This window comes from Pseudoalteromonas sp. CuT4-3 (assembly GCF_035666335.1).
In the GTDB taxonomy this organism is placed as follows: domain Bacteria; phylum Pseudomonadota; class Gammaproteobacteria; order Enterobacterales; family Alteromonadaceae; genus Pseudoalteromonas; species Pseudoalteromonas atlantica.
Window position 1 is genome coordinate 3131238 of record NZ_CP142030.1, and the last position, 21620, is coordinate 3152857.

23 protein-coding genes are annotated in these 21620 nt (G+C 41.5%); 14 read left to right on the forward strand and 9 right to left on the reverse strand.

Annotated elements, in window-relative coordinates; translation table 11 throughout:
• Window positions 1-72 precede the first annotated feature (72 nt).
• Window positions 73-822 (reverse strand): pyruvate dehydrogenase complex transcriptional repressor PdhR, encoded by a 750-nt coding sequence (gene pdhR, locus VOI46_RS14490; RefSeq protein ID WP_004588597.1) that lies wholly within the window; start codon window positions 820-822, stop codon window positions 73-75.
• A gap of 669 nt (window positions 823-1491) precedes the next feature.
• On the opposite strand from pdhR, the gene VOI46_RS14495 reads away from it, so the two are divergent.
• A complete protein-coding gene (locus VOI46_RS14495; protein ID WP_324738075.1) occupies window positions 1492-1944 on the forward strand; it encodes a transposase in 453 nt (150 codons plus the stop codon).
• Window positions 1945-2201: 257 nt separating this feature from the next.
• On the opposite strand, the gene ampE is transcribed toward VOI46_RS14495, so the two are convergent.
• Window positions 2202-3053: a beta-lactamase regulator AmpE gene (gene ampE, locus VOI46_RS14500; protein ID WP_324738076.1), complete on the reverse strand. Its 852-nt coding sequence runs from the start codon at window positions 3051-3053 to the stop codon at window positions 2202-2204.
• 13 nt (window positions 3054-3066) lie between these two features.
• Complete coding sequence (gene ampD, locus VOI46_RS14505) at window positions 3067-3621, reverse strand: 1,6-anhydro-N-acetylmuramyl-L-alanine amidase AmpD (RefSeq protein ID WP_324738077.1); 555 nt, start codon at window positions 3619-3621, stop codon at window positions 3067-3069.
• A 215-nt stretch (window positions 3622-3836) separates the two neighbouring features.
• Here ampD and nadC point away from each other — a divergent pair, with 215 nt between their 5' ends.
• From nadC to yacG, 7 genes are all read left to right on the forward strand, one after another.
• A complete protein-coding gene (gene nadC / locus VOI46_RS14510) occupies window positions 3837-4682 on the forward strand; it encodes a carboxylating nicotinate-nucleotide diphosphorylase (protein WP_324738078.1) in 846 nt (281 codons plus the stop codon).
• A gap of 474 nt (window positions 4683-5156) precedes the next feature.
• On the forward strand, window positions 5157-5594 hold the full coding sequence (locus VOI46_RS14515; RefSeq protein WP_036963167.1) for a pilin: 438 nt from the start codon (window positions 5157-5159) through the stop codon (window positions 5592-5594).
• Between the two features lie 55 nt (window positions 5595-5649).
• Window positions 5650-6876 carry a type II secretion system F family protein gene (locus VOI46_RS14520; protein WP_324738079.1) on the forward strand — a complete coding sequence of 409 codons (1227 nt, stop codon included), beginning with the start codon at window positions 5650-5652 and terminating at the stop codon, window positions 6874-6876.
• Window positions 6877-7140: 264 nt separating this feature from the next.
• Window positions 7141-8043 (forward strand): A24 family peptidase, encoded by a 903-nt coding sequence (locus VOI46_RS14525; protein WP_324738080.1) that lies wholly within the window; start codon window positions 7141-7143, stop codon window positions 8041-8043.
• A gap of 1 nt (window position 8044) precedes the next feature.
• Window positions 8045-8665: a dephospho-CoA kinase gene (gene coaE, locus VOI46_RS14530; RefSeq protein ID WP_324738081.1), complete on the forward strand. Its 621-nt coding sequence runs from the start codon at window positions 8045-8047 to the stop codon at window positions 8663-8665.
• Window positions 8666-8811: 146 nt separating this feature from the next.
• The gene (gene pilB, locus VOI46_RS14535) at window positions 8812-10488 is read left to right on the forward strand and encodes a type IV-A pilus assembly ATPase PilB (RefSeq protein WP_029773362.1); all 1677 of its coding nucleotides are present in this window, start codon (window positions 8812-8814) and stop codon (window positions 10486-10488) included.
• A gap of 47 nt (window positions 10489-10535) precedes the next feature.
• On the forward strand, window positions 10536-10766 hold the full coding sequence (yacG, locus tag VOI46_RS14540; protein ID WP_024031401.1) for a DNA gyrase inhibitor YacG: 231 nt from the start codon (window positions 10536-10538) through the stop codon (window positions 10764-10766).
• A gap of 67 nt (window positions 10767-10833) precedes the next feature.
• Here yacG and VOI46_RS14545 read toward each other — a convergent pair whose 3' ends face one another.
• Window positions 10834-11325, reverse strand: coding sequence for a Spy/CpxP family protein refolding chaperone (locus VOI46_RS14545; protein WP_004588607.1), 492 nt, complete (start codon window positions 11323-11325; stop codon window positions 10834-10836).
• 175 nt (window positions 11326-11500) lie between these two features.
• On the opposite strand from VOI46_RS14545, the gene VOI46_RS14550 reads away from it, so the two are divergent.
• From VOI46_RS14550 to VOI46_RS14560, 3 genes are read left to right on the forward strand one after another with little or no spacing between them, the layout of a single operon-like run.
• On the forward strand, window positions 11501-12190 hold the full coding sequence (locus VOI46_RS14550; protein WP_004588608.1) for a response regulator: 690 nt from the start codon (window positions 11501-11503) through the stop codon (window positions 12188-12190).
• Window positions 12168-13583: an ATP-binding protein gene (locus VOI46_RS14555; protein WP_324738082.1), complete on the forward strand. Its 1416-nt coding sequence runs from the start codon at window positions 12168-12170 to the stop codon at window positions 13581-13583. The genes VOI46_RS14550 and VOI46_RS14555 overlap by 23 nt, the downstream gene beginning before the upstream one ends.
• Before the next feature lie 2 nt (window positions 13584-13585).
• A complete protein-coding gene (locus VOI46_RS14560; protein WP_324738083.1) occupies window positions 13586-14533 on the forward strand; it encodes an alpha/beta fold hydrolase in 948 nt (315 codons plus the stop codon).
• Here VOI46_RS14560 and VOI46_RS14565 read toward each other — a convergent pair.
• Window positions 14493-15410 carry a cation diffusion facilitator family transporter gene (locus VOI46_RS14565; protein WP_029773365.1) on the reverse strand — a complete coding sequence of 306 codons (918 nt, stop codon included), beginning with the start codon at window positions 15408-15410 and terminating at the stop codon, window positions 14493-14495. The two genes, VOI46_RS14560 and VOI46_RS14565, sit on opposite strands and share 41 nt — an antisense overlap.
• A 108-nt stretch (window positions 15411-15518) precedes the next feature.
• Here VOI46_RS14565 and trmL point away from each other — a divergent pair, with 108 nt between their 5' ends.
• The gene (trmL, locus tag VOI46_RS14570) at window positions 15519-15983 is read left to right on the forward strand and encodes a tRNA (uridine(34)/cytosine(34)/5-carboxymethylaminomethyluridine(34)-2'-O)-methyltransferase TrmL (RefSeq protein WP_004588612.1); all 465 of its coding nucleotides are present in this window, start codon (window positions 15519-15521) and stop codon (window positions 15981-15983) included.
• Between the two features lie 96 nt (window positions 15984-16079).
• On the opposite strand, the gene gpsA is transcribed toward trmL, so the two are convergent.
• From gpsA to VOI46_RS14590, 4 genes are read right to left on the reverse strand one after another with little or no spacing between them, the layout of a single operon-like run.
• Window positions 16080-17087, reverse strand: coding sequence for an NAD(P)H-dependent glycerol-3-phosphate dehydrogenase (gene gpsA, locus VOI46_RS14575; protein WP_324738084.1), 1008 nt, complete (start codon window positions 17085-17087; stop codon window positions 16080-16082).
• Between the two features lie 3 nt (window positions 17088-17090).
• The gene (gene secB, locus VOI46_RS14580; protein WP_004588614.1) at window positions 17091-17576 is read right to left on the reverse strand and encodes a protein-export chaperone SecB; all 486 of its coding nucleotides are present in this window, start codon (window positions 17574-17576) and stop codon (window positions 17091-17093) included.
• 34 nt (window positions 17577-17610) lie between these two features.
• A complete protein-coding gene (gene grxC, locus VOI46_RS14585) occupies window positions 17611-17868 on the reverse strand; it encodes a glutaredoxin 3 (protein ID WP_004588615.1) in 258 nt (85 codons plus the stop codon).
• Window positions 17869-17899: 31 nt separating this feature from the next.
• Window positions 17900-18331, reverse strand: a complete 432-nt coding sequence (locus VOI46_RS14590) for a rhodanese-like domain-containing protein (RefSeq protein ID WP_004588616.1) — start codon at window positions 18329-18331, stop codon at window positions 17900-17902.
• A 580-nt stretch (window positions 18332-18911) separates the two neighbouring features.
• Between VOI46_RS14590 and gpmM the strand changes: the two genes are divergently transcribed.
• Both gpmM and VOI46_RS14600 read left to right on the forward strand, forming a co-directional pair.
• The gene (gpmM, locus tag VOI46_RS14595; protein WP_004588617.1) at window positions 18912-20456 is read left to right on the forward strand and encodes a 2,3-bisphosphoglycerate-independent phosphoglycerate mutase; all 1545 of its coding nucleotides are present in this window, start codon (window positions 18912-18914) and stop codon (window positions 20454-20456) included.
• Window positions 20457-20459: 3 nt separating this feature from the next.
• Window positions 20460-21599 carry a peptidoglycan DD-metalloendopeptidase family protein gene (locus VOI46_RS14600; protein ID WP_004588618.1) on the forward strand — a complete coding sequence of 380 codons (1140 nt, stop codon included), beginning with the start codon at window positions 20460-20462 and terminating at the stop codon, window positions 21597-21599.
• Window positions 21600-21620: the final 21 nt, after the last annotated feature.

Sequence of the window (21620 nt, forward strand, 5' to 3'; positions counted from 1 at the left end):
TTAAAATACGAATGTTGTTAATTTAATACCACGTATACCTAATTTAGTGTGTTCTAAGTACAGCGTATTAGCTTAATTTTGTTTTGTGCGTCTTAAACTACGTTCAATTCGCGAATGCTCTTTACCCGCTTCAAGTAATGCTTCTTCAATAAAGGCTAAATGGGCATTACTTGCTAAACGGGCTTGTTCTGGATTGCCCTCAATTACGGCATCCATTAATAAGCGCCGGTGCTGGGCTAATTGATTGCTAATATCTGGTTTTTTTAATAAAACCGTTAAGTTTTGCAATACATTTTGCTCCAGTAGCGCTTGCATGCCTCGCACTAAGTGAAGTAAAACCACGTTGTGTGAGGCTTCGGCTACACTAAAGTGAAACGCATTAATTGCTTTGGCTTTTAATTGTAAATCGTTATTAACTTGAGCAATTTTATCAAAGCTTTGTTTAACCTTGGTAAAATCGGTGCTGGTACCACGAAGCGCCGCATAATATGCAGCAATCCCTTCAAGTGCATGACGAAATTCAAGTAAATCGAACTGTGATTCAGGATGCTTACTGATCAAATCAAACAGCGGATCAGTGAGTCCCTCTTCAAGCTGATTTTTTACAAACGTGCCACCGCCTTGCCTGCGAGTGACCAATCCTTTTGCTTCTAGCTTTTGGATAGCTTCACGCAGTGAGGGGCGAGACACCTCAAACTGTTTTGCTAGTTCGCGCTCTGGCGGCAGTTTTTCACCTGGCGCTAATGAGCCCTCAAGAATCATATTCTCAAGTTGCTGTAAAATAACATCAGATAATTTTGCTGCTTTAATCTTTAAAGACATTAATCAACGTCCACGTTGCATAAATACTAAAAAGCCTAATTTTTAAGGCCTAGAGCTTGACGATTTACCCAAAAGGTAAATTGGTCATACCAAAAATTTTCAATAAGGTATCAAAAAGGCAAATAACTGTCAATTTACAGGTTATTTGAGCAATTAGAGTAGCGTAACGCATTTTGAACGAAGTTCAAACAATGCACAATTGAGGTTGTTTTATTCAAACGTTAACAAGATGAAAACAAATGGTCTGACCAGAGTGAATTAGAATATTCACTCTAGTTGAATTTATTGAAGAAATTAATTTTTGAATTGGAGAAAGTCGTAGCAGCGGGTTTACCCCGCGACTAACACCCTCCCCCGATACTCATCCTAAACGAGGTACACATTGCGCGATGTAAAATCGCGACTACACAAAACCGTAGCAGCGGGTTTACCCCGCGACCAATTATCTTGCCGCGATACTCACCCTAAGCGAGGTACACATTGCGCGATATAAAATCGCGACTACACAAAACCGTAGCAGCGGGTTTACCCCGCGACCAATTATCCTGCCGCGATACTCACCCTAAGAGAGATACACATTGCGCGATGTGAAATCGCGACTACGCAAGTCCATAAAAATTGCTACGCTTAAAATTAATCGGCCTGTAATTACTAAAATGCAGGAATGGTATGCATAGCTCATATTTATTACGTAAAGGAAGAATATCTATAGCAAACCACTATTATGCTATTACGTTAGTTTGCTACGAACGGAAAAATCTACTCACAAATTTAATAATTAATAGAGCAGTAATCACTGAAATGAAAAAGCTAGAGAAGGAGAAACAAATTAACTCAAATACATTTGTATTAATGCCCAATCACATTCATTGGTTATTTCAATTAAACGATATAGCAACATTAAGTGAGGTAATCAGAAATTTTAAAGGGCGCTCTGCAACTGCGTACCGAGAATTCAGTAAACAAAGACTTTGGCAGAAAGGGTTTTATGACCATTTAGTCAGAAGTGATGAAGATTTAACTCATTGCGCTAGATACATAGTCGCCAACCCATTACGTGCACATTTAATAAAAAACATTGCAGATTACCCATATTGGGACAGCATTTATTTAAACGCGTAGCAGCGGGTTTACCCGCGACCAACACCTTCACCCCGATACTCATCCTAAGCGCGGCGTACATTGCGCGATGTAAAATCGCGACTACGCAAAATCGTAGCAGCGGGTTTACCCCGCGACCAACACCCCCACCTCGATACTCCCCCTAAGCGCGGCGTACATTGCGCGATGTGAAATCGCGACTACGCAAAATCGTAGCAGCGGGTTTACCGCGATACTCACCCTAAGCTAGGTACACATTGCGCGATGTGAAATCGCGACTACGATAAACCGCCAAATAAAGTAAGCAGTGCGATAAGTACTAAATAAAAAAGCACGTTGCGTTTAACTAATTTAATCATACAAGTGGCTTCAATAGCACATCCGTAATAACGCTGTTCTACTTGCTCAGCCGCAAGCGCTGTACATGTAACAACTTTGCGGTTTGGCGTTTTAAAATCCAATATATAATGCAACCAGCAGCTTGTACCTTTATTAAAGTTACCAATAACTAAGTAGCCAAAGCTTGCAACGCGCGCTGGTAGCCAATCTAGCCAAAATAATAATTTGTGCAGCAGCGTAAAACGATTTACAAACACCACTTTATGGTTTTCTTTAACTAAATCGGCCAACGTACGCACTATTGCATACAACACGGCACCTGGGGCGCCAAGTATAACAAACCAAAAAATAACGGCGCAATAAAATCTAAAATTAATCCAGGCTAAGGTTTGCCCAAATGTTTCTCCGCCCTCTTCATCCTCTAGGTGTTTTTGCCCCATTTGTAGTGCGTATAATGAGGCCGCGGTTTTATCATCCCGCGTTAGTGCATTTAAATACGACTTATATAAAGCGCGGTGCTTAGCACAACCAAAACAAACCAATAAAACCGCAACATTAATAGCTAACTGCCAAAGTACAAAGTCTGAGAATACATATATAAGCGCAACAGCCACTACCGGCAAAACTAACCAAATTAAAAAGCCAATTGCCGAGCTAAACAATCCGTTTTCACCAAGTAATTTACCCGAGCGGTTTAAATAACCATTAACGTAATGGCTTATTTGCCAATACTGTGAGCGCGCACCTAAACGCTCAAGTATTAGTGCAATAATTATAGAAACTAAAATCATGATAGCGACTCACTTAATTTGCTTGTTCTAGCCTGCTTATATAAGCAGGCCAATTAAAACTTTCCCCAGGGTCGGTTTTTCGCCCAGGTGCTATATCGCAATGCCCTACTACTCGCTTAGTGGTAATAAGCGGGTAACGGGTCATAATTGCCTTTGTTAGGTTATGTAAGCTGGTGTACTGGGCCTGAGTGTAAGGTGTGGTATCTGTACCCTCAAGCTCAATACCTATACCAAAGTTATTACATGCGCTTTGCCCTTCATATTCAGATTGCCCGGCATGCCACGCGCGTTTATTAAATGGCACATATTGAATAATCTCGCCAGTACGTTTTATAAAACAGTGCGCTGACACTCTAAGCCCATTTAAATCACAAAAACTGGGGTGCGCACTACAGTCAATCTCACCCATAAACAGTGCATCAACGTATTCGGTGCCAAATTGCCCAGCCGGCAAGGAAATATTATGAATTACCAACAGCGAAATATCGGTATTTTCAGGGCGATCATCAAAATGCGTACACGGCCGCTGTGTTATATTAGCGACAACTCCGCTTGAATCTATCTGCATTATTTTAATACCACGGTATACATAAACTTGATGCTAAAGGATTTATATAAAGAATGATAGCCATTGCGGCTAGCTAACATTCAGCTGGTAGCATTACTTTTAGCAGCCATGCTATATATGTAGGTGTAATAAACCCCGCTCATTTAAAAGCGCTTCTATTAGTTATTTAAACATAGTAAAATTTGCTTAATTTATTAACACTTATGAGCCTTCATATGTCAATTTCGCACACGCTTATTACTCAACTTGTCACCCTCGCCTTAGATGAAGATCTAAATTATCAATCAGCACAAGACGGCGACATTACCGCGCAGCTTATTCCACAAAACGAGCACGCAAATGCTAAAGTAATTACCCGCGAAGACTGCGTTTTTTGCGGTAAAGACATCATTATAGAAGTGTTTAAGCAAGTAGATCCAATCGTTGAAGTAAACGTATTAGTAAATGATGGCGACTTTGTGCCAGCAAATAGCACCTTATTTACAGCTAAGGGCTCTGCCCGTGCTATTTTAACTGCAGAGCGTACCGCACTTAATTTTGTACAAACGCTTTCGGGTACCGCAACCACAACTGCAAATTATGTAAAAGAGCTTAGCGGCACCACAACCCAGCTGCTCGATACCCGTAAAACAATACCAGGACTCAGGCTACTTCAAAAATACGCTGTTAAATGCGGCGGCGGTGCAAATCATCGTATAGGCTTATTTGATGCGTTTTTAATTAAAGAAAACCACATAGCAGCGTGTGGCGGAATTGATAAAGCAGTCGCACAAGCCAAGCAAAACCACCCTACAAAACCCGTAGAAGTAGAGGTTGAATCGTTAAATGAACTTGAGCAAGCCATTAATGCAGGCGCCGACATAATCATGCTCGACAATTTTAGTGTTGAACAAATTCAGCAAGCTGTGGTCACTACTAACAAGCGCGCTAAATTAGAGGTTTCTGGCAATATGACGCTAGAAACGCTTAAAACTTACTCGCAGGCAGGTGTCGACTTTATATCCAGCGGCGCACTTACAAAAAATTTACAATCAATCGATTTATCGATGCGTTTTGTATAATTTTAACGCTACACTTAAATTACAATAGCGCTAATTGATTGACAAAATAAGTAAAAAGGCATTTAATAACCCAAAAGGCTTAATTTGTAACAACTTGTTAAACAAAGCCGATTTTTGAATAAACTATAAGTGCTTTAAGCATAAAAAAAGTGTTAGACTAACCCTGTTGTATTACTTCCTTGAAAAATATAGTAATAAGTAACTGCTTTTTGTTTTAATCTTCAAAAAATACCTAAAAGATTAAAGCAAATGGTCAGTATGTTTCCTATATTTAGTCTACTTTGTGTTTAGGTAGCCTACGCAAGTTGCAACATAATGAACTCACATTTAGCTTTTGTGTTTCATACCTAAGGCTAAAAGTACGTGAAAATTTATTTTTAAGTAAATCTGTAAAGTTAATCAGGTAAATTAAGCTTGGCATTTTCGCCACTAACCTGACTACCTTACAAAACATTATCCTTTAGGAGAGGAAACATGAAAACAATGACTCAAAAACAACAGGGTTTCACCCTAATCGAATTAATGATTGTTGTAGCAATCATCGGTATTCTTGCTGCAATTGCTTTGCCTGCTTACCAAGATTACACACAGAAAGCTCAGGTTTCGGGTTCTATAGCTGAAATTTCCGGCGCTCGTAGCGCTTATGATGTGGCTTTTTCTGAAACACGTCCTGATGCATTCTATACTGCTGACAACCTAGGCCTAGCGGCTAATACTGAACGATGTAGTGCTTTTACTATTAATGCTCCTGCAGCAAACGGCGCTCAGGCTACAGCAATACAGTGTACTATGAAAGGTTCTGGTTCGGTAAGTGGTGGTACTGTTACTTTATCAAGAACAGCGGATGGAGTATGGAGTTGTGCAGCCTCTGTTGAAGCTAAGCTATCTCCTTCAACTTGCCCTGGAGTTTAGTCTTAAGGAAGAGGGTTATTAACGCCCTCTTCCAATAATAACGATTAGGATAGTAATGCCTAAGAAAAACAACAATTCAAATCAAGCTACTTTTGTATGGGTAGGGGTAAGCGCTAGAGGTAAGAGACTGGAAGGCGAGATCTCTAGTTCAAGTATAGCCTTAGTTAAAGCACAACTTCGCAAGCAAGGCATAACCCCATCTAAAGTAAAACGTAAAGCCAAACCTCTGTTCGGGACCCGCCTACAAAAAATCACACCAAAAGATATAGCCTTAGTCACTAGGCAAATTGCTACCATGTTGATGGCCGGCGTACCACTCATTCAAGCTATTGAAATGATAGGCACAGGATCTACTAACAAAAGCGTAGCCAAGCTTATGGAGACCATTGGCGATGAAGTTAAAGCAGGCCAACCTTTATCACAAGCACTCAGAAAACACCCTCGTTATTTTGATGATTTATATTGTGACTTAGTTGCGTCGGGTGAGCAGTCGGGCGCGCTTGATAAAATATTTGACCGGGTAGCTTTATACAAAGAAAAATCAGAAGCGCTTAAATCAAAAATCAAAAAAGCGATGTTTTATCCAATCTCAGTACTTGTTGTTGCATTAATTGTAACCTCAATATTACTTATTTTTGTAGTTCCTCAGTTTCAAGATATATTTGCAGGGTTTGGCGCACAACTCCCCGCATTTACCTTATTTGTTATTGGTATTTCTGAGTTTATGCAAGAATTTTGGTGGATGATTTTAATAGCCATTGTTGGTTTTGGTTATGCATTTAAAGAAGCCAAACTCAGAAGTTTAAAACTCAGAGATGCCACCGATAGAGCTATATTAAAACTCCCTGTAATTGGTATGATTTTAAATAAAGCCGCTGTAGCCCGTTACGCTCGTACACTTTCGACCACCTTCGCTGCGGGTGTACCCCTTGTTGATGCACTCGACTCAGCTGCTGGTGCGTCCGGTAATGCTGTGTATCGCTATGCTATTTTAGATATTAAAGCGGAGGTGAGCTCGGGTAATCAAATGAACTGGGCGATGCGTAACTCTAAAATATTCCCCGACATGGTTATTCAAATGGTGGCCATTGGTGAAGAGTCAGGCTCGTTAGATGGTATGCTAGCCAAAGTAGCAACCATTTACGAACAAGAAGTTGATGATGCAGTTGATGGCTTATCTAGCTTATTAGAGCCGCTTATTATGGCTGTGCTGGGTGTGCTCGTCGGTGGCTTAATTGTTGCCATGTACTTGCCGATTTTCCAATTAGGCTCTGTAATTTAAAAACATAACTGTAAGCTGTAAGCTGTAAGCTGTAAGCTGTAAGCTGTAAGCTGTAAGCTGTAAGCTGTAAGCTGTAAGCTGTAAGCTGTAAGCTGTAAGCTGTAAGCTGTAAGCTGTAAGCTGTAAGCTGTAAGCTGTAAGCTGTAAGCTGTAAGCAAAATTTCAAACGCTAATTAATAGCTTGCAAGATAAAATGAATAGTAAAAACTATTCAACTCAGCGAAATAAAATTGGCCTATAGATGGCCTGAAGTTAGGTATTTTAATGGAAAATCTTTTTCTTGATATAACCACTGCGATGCAAAGTCAGCAGTGGTTTTATTTTTTGACTGTGGGCTTAGTAAGCCTGTGTATTGGTAGTTTTTTAAATGTAGTTATTTACCGATTGCCACTGATGATGAAGCGAGAATGGCAAAGTGAATGTAGGTTATTATTAGAAGATGAACTAACAGCCAAACCTACACAAGCCAGTAACAGTGAGCCATTTAATTTAGTAAAACCTAATTCTACCTGCCCTAAATGCAAAACCGCGATTAAGCCTTGGCAAAATATCCCTATTATTAGTTGGATTATGCTTAAAGGTAAATGCGCTAATTGCAGTAATCCAATATCAGCGCGTTACCCGATAGTTGAAGCCATTACCGCACTATTAAGTTTAGTTATTGCCTACAGCTTTGGCGCTACTGAGCACGCCCTTTTATATATTTTTGTAACCTGGATTTTAGTGGCGCTCACCTTTATTGATATTGACCACATGCTACTGCCCGATCAGCTCACTTTACCTTTAGTATGGCTTGCGCTTATAGCCGCTGTAATGGGTATAACAATAAGCCCGAGCGAAGCAATAGTGGGGGCAGCATGCGGCTATTTAAGCCTGTGGAGTGTATTTTGGCTATTTAAGCTATTAACCGGTAAAGAAGGCATGGGCTATGGCGATTTTAAGTTACTGGCCGTGTTTGGCGCACTGCTTGGCTGGCAGTCGCTATTAACCATTATTTTGCTTTCAAGTGTGGTGGGCGCCATTATTGGTATTGCCCTTTTAAGTATTCAAGGTAAAGACAAAGCAACACCCATTCCATTTGGCCCCTACTTAGCTATCGCGGGTTGGATAACCCTGCTGTGGGGCGCTCAAATTCAAGCTGCGTATTTTAATTTAATTGGTTATTAGTATGAATAAGCCAGCAACTAAAATAAACAATTGGGTATTGGGTTTAACAGGTGGTATTGGCTGCGGTAAAACGGCTGTTAGTAATATGTTTGAAGAACTGGGTATTTGCGTTGTTGATGCCGATATTATTGCTCGCCAAGTGGTAGCGCCTAATAGCACAGGGCTAAATGCAATCATTGAACACTTTAGCGAGGGTATTTTATTGCCCGATGGTACATTAAACAGAGCAGCGCTGCGCACTAAAATATTTACCAACAATGATGATAAAGAGTGGCTTAACGCACTATTACACCCGCTTATTCGGGAGAAAATACTCACCGATTTAAATAATGCAAGCAGTGCTTATGTTGTATTGGTTGCACCATTATTGTTTGAAAATAAACTTAACAAATACTGCAACCGTACTTTATTAATTGATGTACCACAGCCTGTGCAGATTGAACGTACTATAAAACGCGACAATATTGGCCTTGAGCAGGTAAATAGCATTATAGCGTCGCAAATGCCACGGGAAGAAAAACAACAAAAAGCCGATGATATTCTAAATAATGACCGCGATTTATCGCTTGTTCATGCAGAACTTGTTGTCCTTCATAAAAATTACCTACAATATGCAGTATAAAATACAACTAATGCCCCTTAATGCGGTCATAACAACATAAACTCGTAATTTGGTTAGCAAAAAAGGTGTTGATAAGCACAGCGAATTTAATCACATGCTTTTTTCTGATAAATTGTTAACTATTGAAGGACTAAAATAGGTGTGCAATGAATATTAACTCACCGTTATTGAGAAAATTTATAACGCTTGGCCGCATTGATGCCGATACCGTAAAAGCAAAACAGCAAGAGTTTGCCTCAACCGCTGAGCTTATATCTAAATGTGGAAAAATTGACAGCAACGACTTAGCTGAACAATGTATAGACTTATTTCGCGTACCGTATTTTGATTTAAAAGACTTCGACCCTGCACAAATCCCCGAAGACTTAGTTAAAGAAAAACTAATACGTAAACACCATATTTTACCGCTGGTTCAAAAAGGCAGAAAAGTATACATTGCCGCCTCAGATCCGACTGACTACGGTGCCTTTGAAAACTTTGAATTTAGCACCGGCTTATCGTGCGAAATAGTCGTGGTTGACTATATTCAGCTGGATAACAAAATTGAGCAACTACTTGATGCTGCAGGCAGCTTAGATTTAAGCGCCGATGAATTTAAAGAGTTTGCCGACCTAGATAGTGAAGGCCCTAAAGAAACCACACCTAAAGATGATGATAAAGACGATGCGCCAATCATTGTTTATATCAATAAAATATTAATGGATGCCATTAAAAAAGGCGCTTCTGATTTACACTTTGAACCTTACGAGCACAAATACCGTATTCGCTTTCGTATTGATGGTATTTTGCATGAAGTTGCCAACCCACCCAATACCTTAGCAAGTAAACTGTCGGCGCGTATCAAAGTAATGTCGAGGCTCGATATTGCTGAAAAACGTAAACCACAAGATGGCCGTATTAAATTAAAAATTACAGAGCGTAAAAGCATCGATTTTCGTGTAAGTACTATGCCTACGTTATGGGGCGAAAAAATAGTAATGCGTATTCTTGATTCATCAAGCGCCATGCTAGGTATTGACGTATTAGGTTACGAAGAGGATCAAAAAAAGCTCTACATGGATGCGCTTGGGCAACCACAAGGCATGATACTAGTGACCGGCCCAACGGGCTCTGGTAAAACCGTATCGCTTTATACAGGTTTAAATATACTTAACCAGCCAGAGCGTAACATTAGTACCGCCGAGGATCCGGTTGAGATAAACCTTGAAGGGGTTAACCAAGTACAAATTAACCCTAAAGCCGAAATGACCTTTGCTAACGCCCTGCGTGCATTTTTACGTCAAGATCCAGATGTGGTGATGGTAGGTGAAATACGTGACCTAGAAACCGCAGAAATTTCAATTAAAGCGGCGCAAACAGGTCACTTAGTGTTATCAACACTACATACCAACTCAGCGCCAGAAACCATAACGCGCTTATTAAATATGGGCGTGCCTGCGTATAACGTGGCAAGCTCTATAAGTTTGATTATTGCCCAGCGCTTAGCTAGGCGTTTATGCCCTAAGTGTAAAACTCCAGAAACACTGCCAGCAGAAGAATTGGCTCGTCAAGGTTTTAGCACAACACAAATTGAAGACATGACACTATACGCACCCAAAGGCTGCGAAAATTGCACCGATGGTTATAAAGGCCGTGTGGGTATTTACGAAGTAATGCAAATTACCCCTGAAATTGCACAAATTATTATGCGCGGTGGCAACTCGCTCGAAATCGCAGAGGTATCGCTACAAGCTGGGTTTAATAACTTGCGATTATCGGGTTTACGAAAAGCCGCCGATGGTTTAACGTCTCTGGCTGAAATTAATCGCGTAACCAATATGTAAAAGTGATAGCCCTAATTAGGGCTAAAACACATTGTAGAGAGTAAAGTATGCCAACAATTGTTAACTGTCCAACCTGTAAAAACAAAGTTGAATGGTCACAGCAAAGCCCACATCGTCCTTTTTGTTCTAAGCGCTGTCAGCTTATTGATTTAGGTGAATGGTCTTTTGAGAACAATAAAATATCAACGCCTATTACCTCGGCTAACCAAATTAGCCAAGATATGATTGAAGATATTGAAGAGATGATGGCTAAAAACGATGACGACTTTTTTAAATAAGCGTTTTTCACCCTCTTAAACGACAAAAGCCAGCATTAAGCTGGCTTTTTAGTGTTTAATCTATAAATTAGTCTCTTTGCTTACGGTGTTTTTTACCCATACGCTTTTGCATTTTTGCAAACTTTTCTTGCTGCTCTGCGTTAAGTACCTGCATTACTTGATGCTGTGTTTTTAGCTTAATTAAGCCAAACTCAGTGCCTTTTTCGTGGCGTGCAGCTAATAGCTCTTTTGCAGCGTTTTCGTCAAATGTTGGTGCGCTAAGTAAAGCATCCATTTTCTCTTTTTGAGCCTTTCGCTGTGCTTTACGGGCTTCTTTATCATCGCCGCGCAGTGCTTTCATCTGTGTTTTTTGCGCTTCAAAAATAGCTTCAAGCTTAGTTTGCTGTTCTTGCGTTAAATCAAGCTTGTCGGCACCGCGCTCAGATAATAAAAAACGCGCTTGAGAATGGCCTTGCTTATCGTGCATGCCGCCTTTTGCTAATACGCTACCGGCGCCAAGTGTAGCCGTTGCTAGACCACAAATAAGTACTAATTTTGAAAGTGTATTTACTTTAGTCATAATCATCACCTTAATATTGGATGGATTGAATTTGGTTGTGGCTGCTTAGCCAGTGAGTTAACTATACCTCTTGCAACGCAAAGTAACGCAAAGCAGTGTAAAGGTTGTGTAAAGATTCACTTTTGCACAATTTAAGAAGTAAAATAACCATATAGAAATTGCCTAAGGGTTTGAAATGAAGCTATTAATGATTGATGACGACACCGGTTTGTGCGAACTACTCACTGAATATTTAGCCGCGCAAGGTTTTGACGTACAAAGCGTTCACGATGGCGAGCAAGGCTTAAAGCTTGCTCTATCAAATGACTACGCGCTGATATTGCTTGATGTCATGCTCCCCACCCTTGATGGCTTTGAAGTACTTAAACAACTTAGGCAAACAAAGCTAACACCGGTTATTATGCTCACTGCAAAAGGCGAAGACTTTGATCGCATTTTTGGCTTAGAGCTAGGCGCAGACGATTACATACCCAAACCCTTTAATCACCGCGAGTTACTTGCCCGTGTAAAAGCTATTACCCGTCGTATAGAGCACATAAATAGCCTAAACGTTGCAACGCCTAGCAAAATGAATATAAATGGCATTACGGTTAATTTGGCAGCCCGAGAGGCCGCTATTAACGAGCACACCCTCACGCTTACTGGCACAGAGTACGAAGTACTGGTGTTATTAATTAAAAATGCCGGCGAAGTTGTCAGTAAAGAGCAAATAAGTGAAGAAGTATTAGGCAGGCGCTTAGCTTCGTTCGACCGCTCAATTGATATGCACGTTAGCAATATTCGAAAAAAAATAGCTGAGCATATTCAAGGCGAGCGAATAAAAACAATGCGAGGTACAGGTTATGTCTTCATCCAAGGTGAGTAATAAACGTTACTTTGCATGGCTAAAGCACCCTCGACATTATTTATTTTTTAAAATATTTATTTGGTTTTGGCTAACAATAACGGGCACGGTGGCTGCGCTTATATTTTTAAGCAACATTACGGCAATTAATGCAGTAAGCACCGAGCCTTTGCGTGGGCCAATGAAAAAAAACCTAATTTATACTGCCAAAAGTATTGAGCGAAGTGCCACTAAACACAAGCGCACCCTTGCTGATGTTTTGTCGCACCCTAGGCTTTCAAAACGAAAAATTTTATTTTTAGGCGCAGCACAACCCGAAGACGCATTAAGCAATAAAGAGATCCCCGCTGAAATAGATTTAAACTTACTTAGCTTTAGTCAAAACTTGGCACCACAGGTCATTTTTACCGAAAAATACCAAGCTTTCGGCCCTGTTAATATTAGCGTGCCAGAGGGGCAGTTTTACCTCTACGAAATAGACATTAACCACCAACCTCCTTTGCTCATGCGCTTTAAGTTAATGCCGAATTGGATGAAAGTACTCGTGGCTATTTTTGCCTCTTTAATCCTGAGTTTTATTTTTAGCCGCAATTTAATTGCACCGATTAACAGCCTTAAAAAAGCAGCTATAAAACTTTCATCAGGCGATTTATCAGCGCGAGTAGCCATACCTGCAAGCAGAAAAGACGAGTTAGGGGTGCTTGGGCGCGACTTTAACAGTATGGCTAATCAGCTTGAGCAACTTATTAGTGCCCAAAAGCGCTTACTGGCTGATATATCTCATGAGTTACGCTCCCCGCTTACGCGTTTAAAAATGGCAACAGGCCTTGCACAAATGCAAGCCAACGAGGCAAGCCAATCGTATTTATTACGTATAGAAAAAGAAGCAAACCAGCTTGATAAAATGATTGCAGACGTGCTGCAAGTGTCGCGTTTAGAAGCGCAAAGCCAAACACTGTCACTGCAAAAGCAATCGTTAAAAGATATAGTAGAGCATGTATTAAATGATGCGCAGTTTGAAGCCAAGCAAAATAATAAAACACTTACTTTTAGTGGCAATGCCGATGTAATGCTAAGCTGCGATGAGTCATTAATTGCCAGCGCACTCGAAAACCTATTACGTAACGCAATAAAATACGCGCACAGCAACATTAGCTTTAACGTACACTACAACAACCAAATCTATATAGAGATTTGCGACGATGGCCCTGGCGTCCCAAATGAGCAACTTAGCAAGCTTTGTGAGCCCTTTTTTAGGCAATCTGACGCTCGCGACAGAGTAAGTGGCGGCACAGGGCTTGGCTTAGCTATCGCTAAAAATGCTATTATTGCCCACGGCGGTAGTTTAGCGCTATCTAATAAAGAAAAAGGCGGGCTTTGTGCCAATATCACCCTGCCACTAATTAAAGAGTAAGCATGTTTTACAGTACCGAATCAGCGCTTGAAAATAACCAAGTACGCATTAATCACTTTTACGAAAATGTACTTAATAAAAACTATTTTAATGCATCTGAAGGTAAACTGTTTTTTGCTTACGCAGTGCCAGAAACAGCTAACACAGCCATAGTAATTAGCTCTGGGCGCATAGAAGGGCTTGAAAAATACAAAGAGCTGCTGTGGGAGCTTTACACTAATAACTATGCGGTATTTATAGCCGACCACCAAGGGCAAGGCCGCTCGTATCGACCGTTAAAAAATAAGCATAAGGGTTATGTAAAACGCTTTAGTGATTACAGTGCCGACTTAGATTTATTTAACCAACATATTGTAAATAAGCACTGGCAAGGCAAAAAAATATTATTAGCCCACTCTATGGGCGGCGCTATAGCGTACGATTATTTTGCAAATTACCCGCATACTTTCAGCGGCGCGTTTTTGTCTGCGCCCATGTTTGATATTTACACTAAAGGTATTCCTAAACCGGTAGCTAAATTTATAGCCAGTGCCGCCACAAAGCTCGGTTTTGGCTACAGTTATGCGCTAGGGCAAAACGATTACAACCCAGAAGAATTTGCGCTTAATACCTTAACCAGCAGCCAAGTGCGGTACAACCTATTTAGGCTCACTTATCAACAACAGCCACTTTTACAGTTAGGCGGCGTTACATATGGCTGGTTAAATGCAAGCTTTGCTTTTATGTCTGCCGTGGATACCCACACAATCAACCTCCCTATTTTTATTGCCAGCGCACAAAACGATGAAGTGGTTGATAACAACGCGCAACAAAAGCTCGTAAATAGGCTCCCTAATGCCGAGCTGAAAAGCTTTGCAGGGGCTAAACACGAGTTATTGTTTGAACGCGACGAAATTAGAAAACCTGTGCTTATGCGCTTGTATCAGTTTTGTTCTTCGTTTGATACTTAGGTACCACCGAAAGCGGATCTAGATGAATTAAAATATCAACCTCAGAGTCAAAGCGCTCGGCAAGCGCCTTTTCTACATCGTCAGCCACATTGTGGGCACGTATTAAACTTAAATGGTCATCAAGCTCTAAGTGCATTTGCATAAACTTAATTTTACCGCCTTGGCGAGTGCGGATATCATGTACACCGTGTACATCTTTATGTGCGTTAGCAATATCTAAAATACTTTGCTTTTCATCATCTGGGAGTTCTTTATCCATTAGATGATCGGCACTCTCACACGCAATATCCCAACTGTTATAAAGTAAGTAACCGGCAACGCCTATGGCAAACAGCGGGTCTGCGTATAACACCCCATAATACGAGAGCAAAATAGCAAGTAATACCGCCGCATTTAAAATTAAATCCCCTTTGTAATGCACCGAGTCTGCTTTAATCGCGATGGATTCGGTATGCTTAACCACTTTGATCTGAAAAAACACAATCACTAACGTACAAGCAATAGCAAATATACTCACCCACACACCTAACAGTGAATGACTAAGCACAATTGGGTTAAATAATCGCTCAATACCGTGAAACGCCAATAAGCACCCCGACCCTGCTATAAACGCAGCCTGGCCAAGTCCGGCTAGGGCTTCTGCTTTGCCATGACCAAAACGGTGATCGTCATCTGCAGGGCGCAGTGCATACCCTAGCACTAAAAAGCTCATGGCCGTGGCGGTAATATCCATTAATGAATCGGTTAATGAGCCAAGCATAGAAGCTGAACCCGATGCCAACCACGCCCAGGTTTTAGCGGCTATCATTAAGCTAACCATAACCATGGTAACTATGCTTGATGTTTTAACCCAAAATTCGTAACTACGGTGATGCACGTTAATATTCACTACTTGCGGTATTCAATGGCGCGAGTATATCATTTTTTTTACCGGTTTCGTGTATACTGCCACTCGTCAAATTATAGATTAATAGAAAGGCGCATTATGCTGGATATCGTTTTATATCAACCTGAAATCCCACCAAATACTGGAAATATCATACGCTTGTGTGCAAACACAGGTTACTCATTGCATTTAATTGAGCCATTAGGTTTTGAGTGGGACGATAAGCGAGTAAAACGTGCCGGGCTAGATTACCACGAGTTTAGTAACGTACAGCGCCATGCCTCGTTTGAAGCCTACCTTGAAAAGTGCCAACCTAAAAAAGTGTATGCATGCACTACTAAAGGCAGCCAGTTTCATCACGAAGCCAGTTATCAAGCAGGTGATTGCTTGGTTTTTGGGCCAGAAACTCGCGGCCTCCCCGATGAGATGATTCAAGCGCTGCCTAACGATCAGCGTGTGCGCATTCCTATGCAGCCCAATAGCCGTAGTATGAACCTATCTAACGCTGTGGCAGTATTTGTTTATGAATCATGGCGCCAGCTAGGCTTTCCTAACGCGCAATAAGCACCTTGTACCAAACAATAAAAAACCGACACAGCGTCGGTTTTTTAATAGCAAAGCATGTTCATGCTTTTAATAAAATGGGCATTATATGCTCATTTATTCAGCGCGCTGCTCTCGGCCTAATAGTGCCATGGCGGCTTCTTTCATATCTTTATTTTCATAAAGTACTTTATAAATTTGCTCAGTAATAGGCATTTCTACACCGGCGCGTTGTGCTAATAAATACACTTCTTTTGTGTTTCTAAAGCCTTCAACAACTTGCCCGATAGACTCAATAGCAGCATCAACCCCTTCACCCTTACCTAATGCCAAACCAAAGCGACGGTTGCGCGATTGATTGTCGGTACATGTTAAGATTAAATCGCCAAGTCCAGCCATCCCCATAAAGGTTTCTTGCTTTGCACCTAAGGCACACCCTAAGCGCGTTAGCTCAGCTAAGCCGCGAGTGATCAGTGCAGTACGTGCATTAGCACCAAAGCCCACCCCATCAGACATACCAGCACCAATGGCTATTACGTTTTTAACCGCGCCACCTAACTGAATGCCAATAAAGTCATCGTTGTTGTACACGCGGAACGAGCGCCCACAATGGAGTAAATCTGCAAGTTGTTGCGCAAACTCCGTTGAGGTAGACGACACCGATATCGCAGTAGGTAGCCCCATTGCCATTTCTTTTGCAAAGGTTGGCCCTGATAAAACCGCAAGCGGCATCTCATCACCTAGTTCCTGCAGGGCAACCTCTTGTAACAAGCGACCAGTATTTGGCTCAAGCCCTTTTGTTGCCCACGCAACTTGCGCACCGTCAACCAGCGCAGGTTTAATTTGCTGCAATGTATCTGCAAAGGCATGGCTTGGCACAACCACAAGTACAATGGCACTGTTGGCTAAGGCTTGTTGTAAATCGGCTTGTAATAAAAGAGTGTCGGGGAATGGTACATCAGGAAGGTAACGTTGATTTTTCCGCTCAGCTGCAAGCGTGGCAACGTCGTCGCTATTGCGACCCCAAAGTGTCACTTGGTGACCATTTCGGGCTAAGCAAATAGCAAGAGCGGTGCCGTAAGACCCCGCTCCTAATACAGTAACAGCTGAAGTTGCTGTACTCATAAATTATGCGTCTGCTGAAACCTGCTCAGCTTGCGCAGTACGTTGTTGCATGTATTGTGCAAATAACGCATCAAAGTTCACTGGCGCAAGGTTAAGCTGTGGGAAAGTACCACGGTTAACAAGATTAGATACGGCTTCACGCGCGTATGGGAATAACACGTTAGGGCAGTATGCACCTAGCATATGTGCTAGTTGTACTTCTTCAAGCTCACCAACTGTAAAAATACCGGCTTGCTGAATTTCACATAAAAACGCAGTTTCTTCACCAATAGAAGCAGTAACCGTTAGTGCTAAAACCACTTCAAACACACCTTCGTCTAGCTTATTAGAGCGCGTGTCTAGGTCTAGCTTCACTTCTGGCGTCCATTCTTTTTGAAAAATCGCAGGCGAGTTAGGCGTTTCAAACGATACATCTTTAGTGTAAATACGTTGAATAGTAAATTGTGCGCCACCTTCTTGTGCTGCTGCGTTTTGATTTTCTTCGTTCATTGTGCTTCCTACGTGTTAGTTTTTATAATTAAAATTAAGCATTTAGCTTAGCGTCAAGTTTACCTTGCGCTTCAATAGCCATCATGTCGTCGCAGCCACCGATATGTTCATCATTAATAAAAATTTGCGGTACTGTGCTTGCACCACCTGCTTTAGCAATCATTTCATCGCGAAGCTCTGGTTGAACACCAATATCAATATTTGTGTACTCAACGCCTTTACTGTTTAAAAGTGCAAGAGCACGTTGGCAAAATGGACAGTACGCTTTGGTGTATAAAACAACATTACTCATAATAAATCCTCTATCGGTACTACTAAACTGATTAGCGACCTGTTGTAGTTGGAAGGCTGGCAGATTGCCACGACCCCATACCACCTGATAATACATAAACCGATTCAAAGCCTGCTTTATGCATTGCATTAGCAATACCTTGAGCAGTCATGCCTGTGGCACATACTAGTATAATGGGTTTGCTCTTGTGCTTTTCAAGGCTTGAAAAGTCAGATTGTTTTGCTTTTTCAGGGCTTAAGTGTTCAGCACCCGCAATACGACCTGCGTTAAATTCTTTTTGAGCACGAATATCAACTACTTTGCCATCTTCACGATTAATAAGAAGTGTTAATTGCTGTGGGTTTATTTCTCTCACTGCTGAAAACTTGCTCTTTATCCAGCCGCTTACAATAAGGAATACAAGACCAACCCAAGCTAGGCTTAAAATAGGATGATTTGTAATAAATTCAATATATTGATCCATTCTACTTCCACTATGAAATTATGTTCTAAACCTAGAGCGTGTTGGCCTTTGTGGATTGAAATTTGTTCAATCTAGGGGCGATTAAATCGCGGCGCGAGATTTGTAACCTAGTGGGCTAAGTAAAAACTGAGCAAAGCTTCCGCGTCCTGCTCACGCCCCTTACCTACATCCATGTAGGCAACAAAAGGTAATAGCCCCTAGAAAGAACCCAACGGGCAGCGCATGTTTGGTATTTATGCTACGTTATCGCCTATATTATGGGGAGTAACCACACTTCATAGACTCTGCCTTACCTAAAAACCAAACATACTGCTGCAAATTCAGCCACCAAAGTGCAACACGCCCTAATATTCTAGGTATTTTGTACTTTAGCCACGCAAGTATACCCAAACCAAGTTAAAATGCGAGTTTGCTGCGCTTTAAAAACTCATAAAGCACCCCATATATGAAAGTAAGTAAAAAATTTAATATCTTGTTCTCAGTGCTGATTCTGGCGCTAAAACACGGTATGCTAAAACTAACCAGATAACCTTTTCGGTGCACAGTGCCCATCAACAGGTGCTAATTTTCAGGAGCTATTATGACAGAGCATAAAAAACCACTGGTATTAATGATTTTAGACGGTTGGGGATACCGCGAAGATGAGCAAAGCAATGCGATTCTTGCAGCCAACACCCCCGTTTTAGACAACCTATGGGCAACCCGTCCACGCACATTAATTTCAGGCTCAGGTTTAGATGTAGGCTTACCTGAAGGGCAAATGGGTAACTCAGAAGTAGGCCACGTAAATTTAGGTGCTGGTCGTGTTGTTTATCAAGACTTTACTCGCATTACCAAAGCAATCAACGATGGCGAATTTGACTCAACTCCTGCACTTGTTGAAAACATCGATAAAGCAGTCGCTGCAGGCAAAGCCGTGCATATTATGGGTTTATTAAGCCCAGGTGGTGTTCACAGCCACGAAGATCATATTGTCGCAAGTATTCAATTAGCCGCTAAACGCGGTGCAAAAGAAGTATATTTTCATGGCTTTTTAGATGGCCGTGATACACCACCACGCAGTGCTAAAGCATCAATAGAGCGTATAGAAGCCTTATTTGCCGAGCTAAATTGTGGCCGCTTAGCGTCTCTTGTGGGCCGTTATTACGCCATGGACAGAGACAACCGTTGGAACCGTGTAGAAAAAGCCTACAATGTAATGGCATTAGGTGAAGGCGAATTTAATTATGCTGATGGTGTATCGGCATTAGAAGCCGCCTATGAGCGCGACGAAAACGATGAGTTTGTAGCACCAACCACCATTACGCCACAAGGCACTGAAGCAGCACAAATTAATGATGGCGACACCATCATCTTTGCTAATTTTAGAGCCGACCGTGCCCGTGAAATTACCCGTGCCTTTGTAGAGCCAGGCTTTGATGGGTTCGAAAAGAAAAAATCACCACAGTTAAGCGCATTTGTAATGATGACAGAATACTCAGCCGATATTGATGCCCCTGTCGCATTTGGCCCTACGCCATTGGTAAACGTATTAGGTGAATGGCTTGAAAAAAATGGCAAAACGCAGCTACGTATTTCTGAAACAGAAAAATACGCTCATGTTACTTTTTTCTTTAGTGGCGGACGCGAAGATGAATTTGAAGGCGAATCACGCGAATTAATTCCTTCTCCACAGGTTGCCACTTACGACCTTCAGCCAGAAATGAATTCAGAAATGCTAACCGACAAACTTATTGAAGCTATTAAAAGCGGTAAGTTTGATGCCATTATTTGTAATTACCCGAATGGCGATATGGTGGGTCACTCTGGTGTGTTTGAAGCCGCGGTTAAAGCCTGTGAAGCTGTTGATGCATGTATAGGCCGCGTGGTAGAAGCGCTAGATGAGTTTGGCGGTGAAGCACTTATCACAGCCGATCACGGTAATGCAGAGCAAATGGCAAATACTGCCACGGGCCAAGCTCATACCGCTCACACTAGCGAGCCAGTGCCATTTATTTATGTAGGACGCGATGCAACGCCAAGTGAAGGCAAAGCATTAAGTGATGTAGCACCTACTATGCTACACCTTATGGGCATGGAGCAACCAAGCGAAATGACCGGCACGCCAATCATGACGTTGAAATAACACATGAGCAAACCAGTAAATTGGTTTAGTGTTTATACATTTGTATTGGTTTCGTTAGTGGTTGCCCCTGCAACCGCTAACGAAAGCCGCACTAAAAAAGACCTATCTGAAGTGCAATCTGCATTAGAACAAAGCCAAGCAGAGTACAACGCACAGCGAAAAAAAATTGCCGCACTGCAAAAAAACTTAAAAAAACACGAGCTAGAAATAGCTAAAAATGCCAAAGCCCTCAATATGGCTGAGCAATCAGTAAAAGAAACCGAGCAAAAACAACAAACGCAGCAACACAAAGCACAGCAATTAAAAGCGCAACACGCGCAATTTCAAGCCATTTTAGCCGCCCAGCTAAAAAGTGCTTACATGGCTGGGGGCGACGACTACCCCAAAATGCTTTTAAATCAGCAAGACACAGCTAAATTTGAGCGTACCTTAAGCTATTACAACTATTTAAATAAAGCGCGCATAGAACAAATTGAAGAGCTTAAAGTACTACAACAACAAATTGCAGAAAACCAAGCCGCACTTGCCAAAACCAAACAAAAATTAGCCGCCTTATTTGAAGAACAAAAAAGACGCCAAAGCGCGCTAGTAAATGCCCAAAGCGAGCGCCAAACTAACCTTAAAAACTTACAAGCACAGCTTAATAGCACTAAAAGCTCGATTAATTACTTAAAAGACAACGAGCAAACATTAATCACCACCATTGAAGAACTTGAGCAAGAGAAGACTCAAAAAATTGAATTACTCGGCCTTAATAAAAGTAAAGGCAAGCTTAATTGGCCCAGCAAAGGAAAGCTAAAACACACATTTGGTCAGCGCAAACATGGTGGCATAGACTGGAAAGGCGTATTAATTGGTGCAAAAGAAGGCACTAATGTAAACAGCATTAATAATGGCCAAGTTGTTTTTGCTGATTGGCTTAAAGGCTTTGGCTGGGTTATTGTGGTTGATCATGGTGAGGGCTTTATGAGCCTATACGGCCATGCGCAAACATTATTAAAAGATGTAGGCGACATGGTTCGAGAAGGCGAAACGCTGGCATTAGTAGGTCAAAGCGGCGGACAGTCGAGTTCTGGTCTATACTTTGAAATACGCCACAAAGGACGCGCAGTAAATCCTGTTAAATGGTGCAGACGTATTTAAGTGAATAAAACAGCTGCACCG

What these genes read in the sequence shown, in the direction of transcription:
- VOI46_RS14600 (WP_004588618.1), top strand. Translation starts at nt 20,460, where the DNA reads ATGAGCAAACCAGTAAATTGGTTTAGTGTTTATACATTTGTATTGGTT.
- secB (WP_004588614.1), bottom strand. Translation starts at nt 17,576, where the DNA reads ATGAACGAAGAAAATCAAAACGCAGCAGCACAAGAAGGTGGCGCACAA.
- VOI46_RS14555 (WP_324738082.1), top strand. Translation starts at nt 12,168, where the DNA reads ATGTCTTCATCCAAGGTGAGTAATAAACGTTACTTTGCATGGCTAAAG.
- gpsA (WP_324738084.1), bottom strand. Translation starts at nt 17,087, where the DNA reads ATGAGTACAGCAACTTCAGCTGTTACTGTATTAGGAGCGGGGTCTTAC.
- gpmM (WP_004588617.1), top strand. Translation starts at nt 18,912, where the DNA reads ATGACAGAGCATAAAAAACCACTGGTATTAATGATTTTAGACGGTTGG.
- pilB (WP_029773362.1), top strand. Translation starts at nt 8,812, where the DNA reads ATGAATATTAACTCACCGTTATTGAGAAAATTTATAACGCTTGGCCGC.
- VOI46_RS14550 (WP_004588608.1), top strand. Translation starts at nt 11,501, where the DNA reads ATGAAGCTATTAATGATTGATGACGACACCGGTTTGTGCGAACTACTC.
- VOI46_RS14515 (WP_036963167.1), top strand. Translation starts at nt 5,157, where the DNA reads ATGAAAACAATGACTCAAAAACAACAGGGTTTCACCCTAATCGAATTA.
- trmL (WP_004588612.1), top strand. Translation starts at nt 15,519, where the DNA reads ATGCTGGATATCGTTTTATATCAACCTGAAATCCCACCAAATACTGGA.
- coaE (WP_324738081.1), top strand. Translation starts at nt 8,045, where the DNA reads ATGAATAAGCCAGCAACTAAAATAAACAATTGGGTATTGGGTTTAACA.
- yacG (WP_024031401.1), top strand. Translation starts at nt 10,536, where the DNA reads ATGCCAACAATTGTTAACTGTCCAACCTGTAAAAACAAAGTTGAATGG.
- VOI46_RS14545 (WP_004588607.1), bottom strand. Translation starts at nt 11,325, where the DNA reads ATGACTAAAGTAAATACACTTTCAAAATTAGTACTTATTTGTGGTCTA.
- VOI46_RS14525 (WP_324738080.1), top strand. Translation starts at nt 7,141, where the DNA reads ATGGAAAATCTTTTTCTTGATATAACCACTGCGATGCAAAGTCAGCAG.
- pdhR (WP_004588597.1), bottom strand. Translation starts at nt 822, where the DNA reads ATGTCTTTAAAGATTAAAGCAGCAAAATTATCTGATGTTATTTTACAG.
- grxC (WP_004588615.1), bottom strand. Translation starts at nt 17,868, where the DNA reads ATGAGTAATGTTGTTTTATACACCAAAGCGTACTGTCCATTTTGCCAA.
- ampD (WP_324738077.1), bottom strand. Translation starts at nt 3,621, where the DNA reads ATGCAGATAGATTCAAGCGGAGTTGTCGCTAATATAACACAGCGGCCG.
- VOI46_RS14520 (WP_324738079.1), top strand. Translation starts at nt 5,650, where the DNA reads ATGCCTAAGAAAAACAACAATTCAAATCAAGCTACTTTTGTATGGGTA.
- VOI46_RS14560 (WP_324738083.1), top strand. Translation starts at nt 13,586, where the DNA reads ATGTTTTACAGTACCGAATCAGCGCTTGAAAATAACCAAGTACGCATT.
- nadC (WP_324738078.1), top strand. Translation starts at nt 3,837, where the DNA reads ATGTCAATTTCGCACACGCTTATTACTCAACTTGTCACCCTCGCCTTA.
- VOI46_RS14590 (WP_004588616.1), bottom strand. Translation starts at nt 18,331, where the DNA reads ATGGATCAATATATTGAATTTATTACAAATCATCCTATTTTAAGCCTA.
- VOI46_RS14495 (WP_324738075.1), top strand. Translation starts at nt 1,492, where the DNA reads ATGCATAGCTCATATTTATTACGTAAAGGAAGAATATCTATAGCAAAC.
- ampE (WP_324738076.1), bottom strand. Translation starts at nt 3,053, where the DNA reads ATGATTTTAGTTTCTATAATTATTGCACTAATACTTGAGCGTTTAGGT.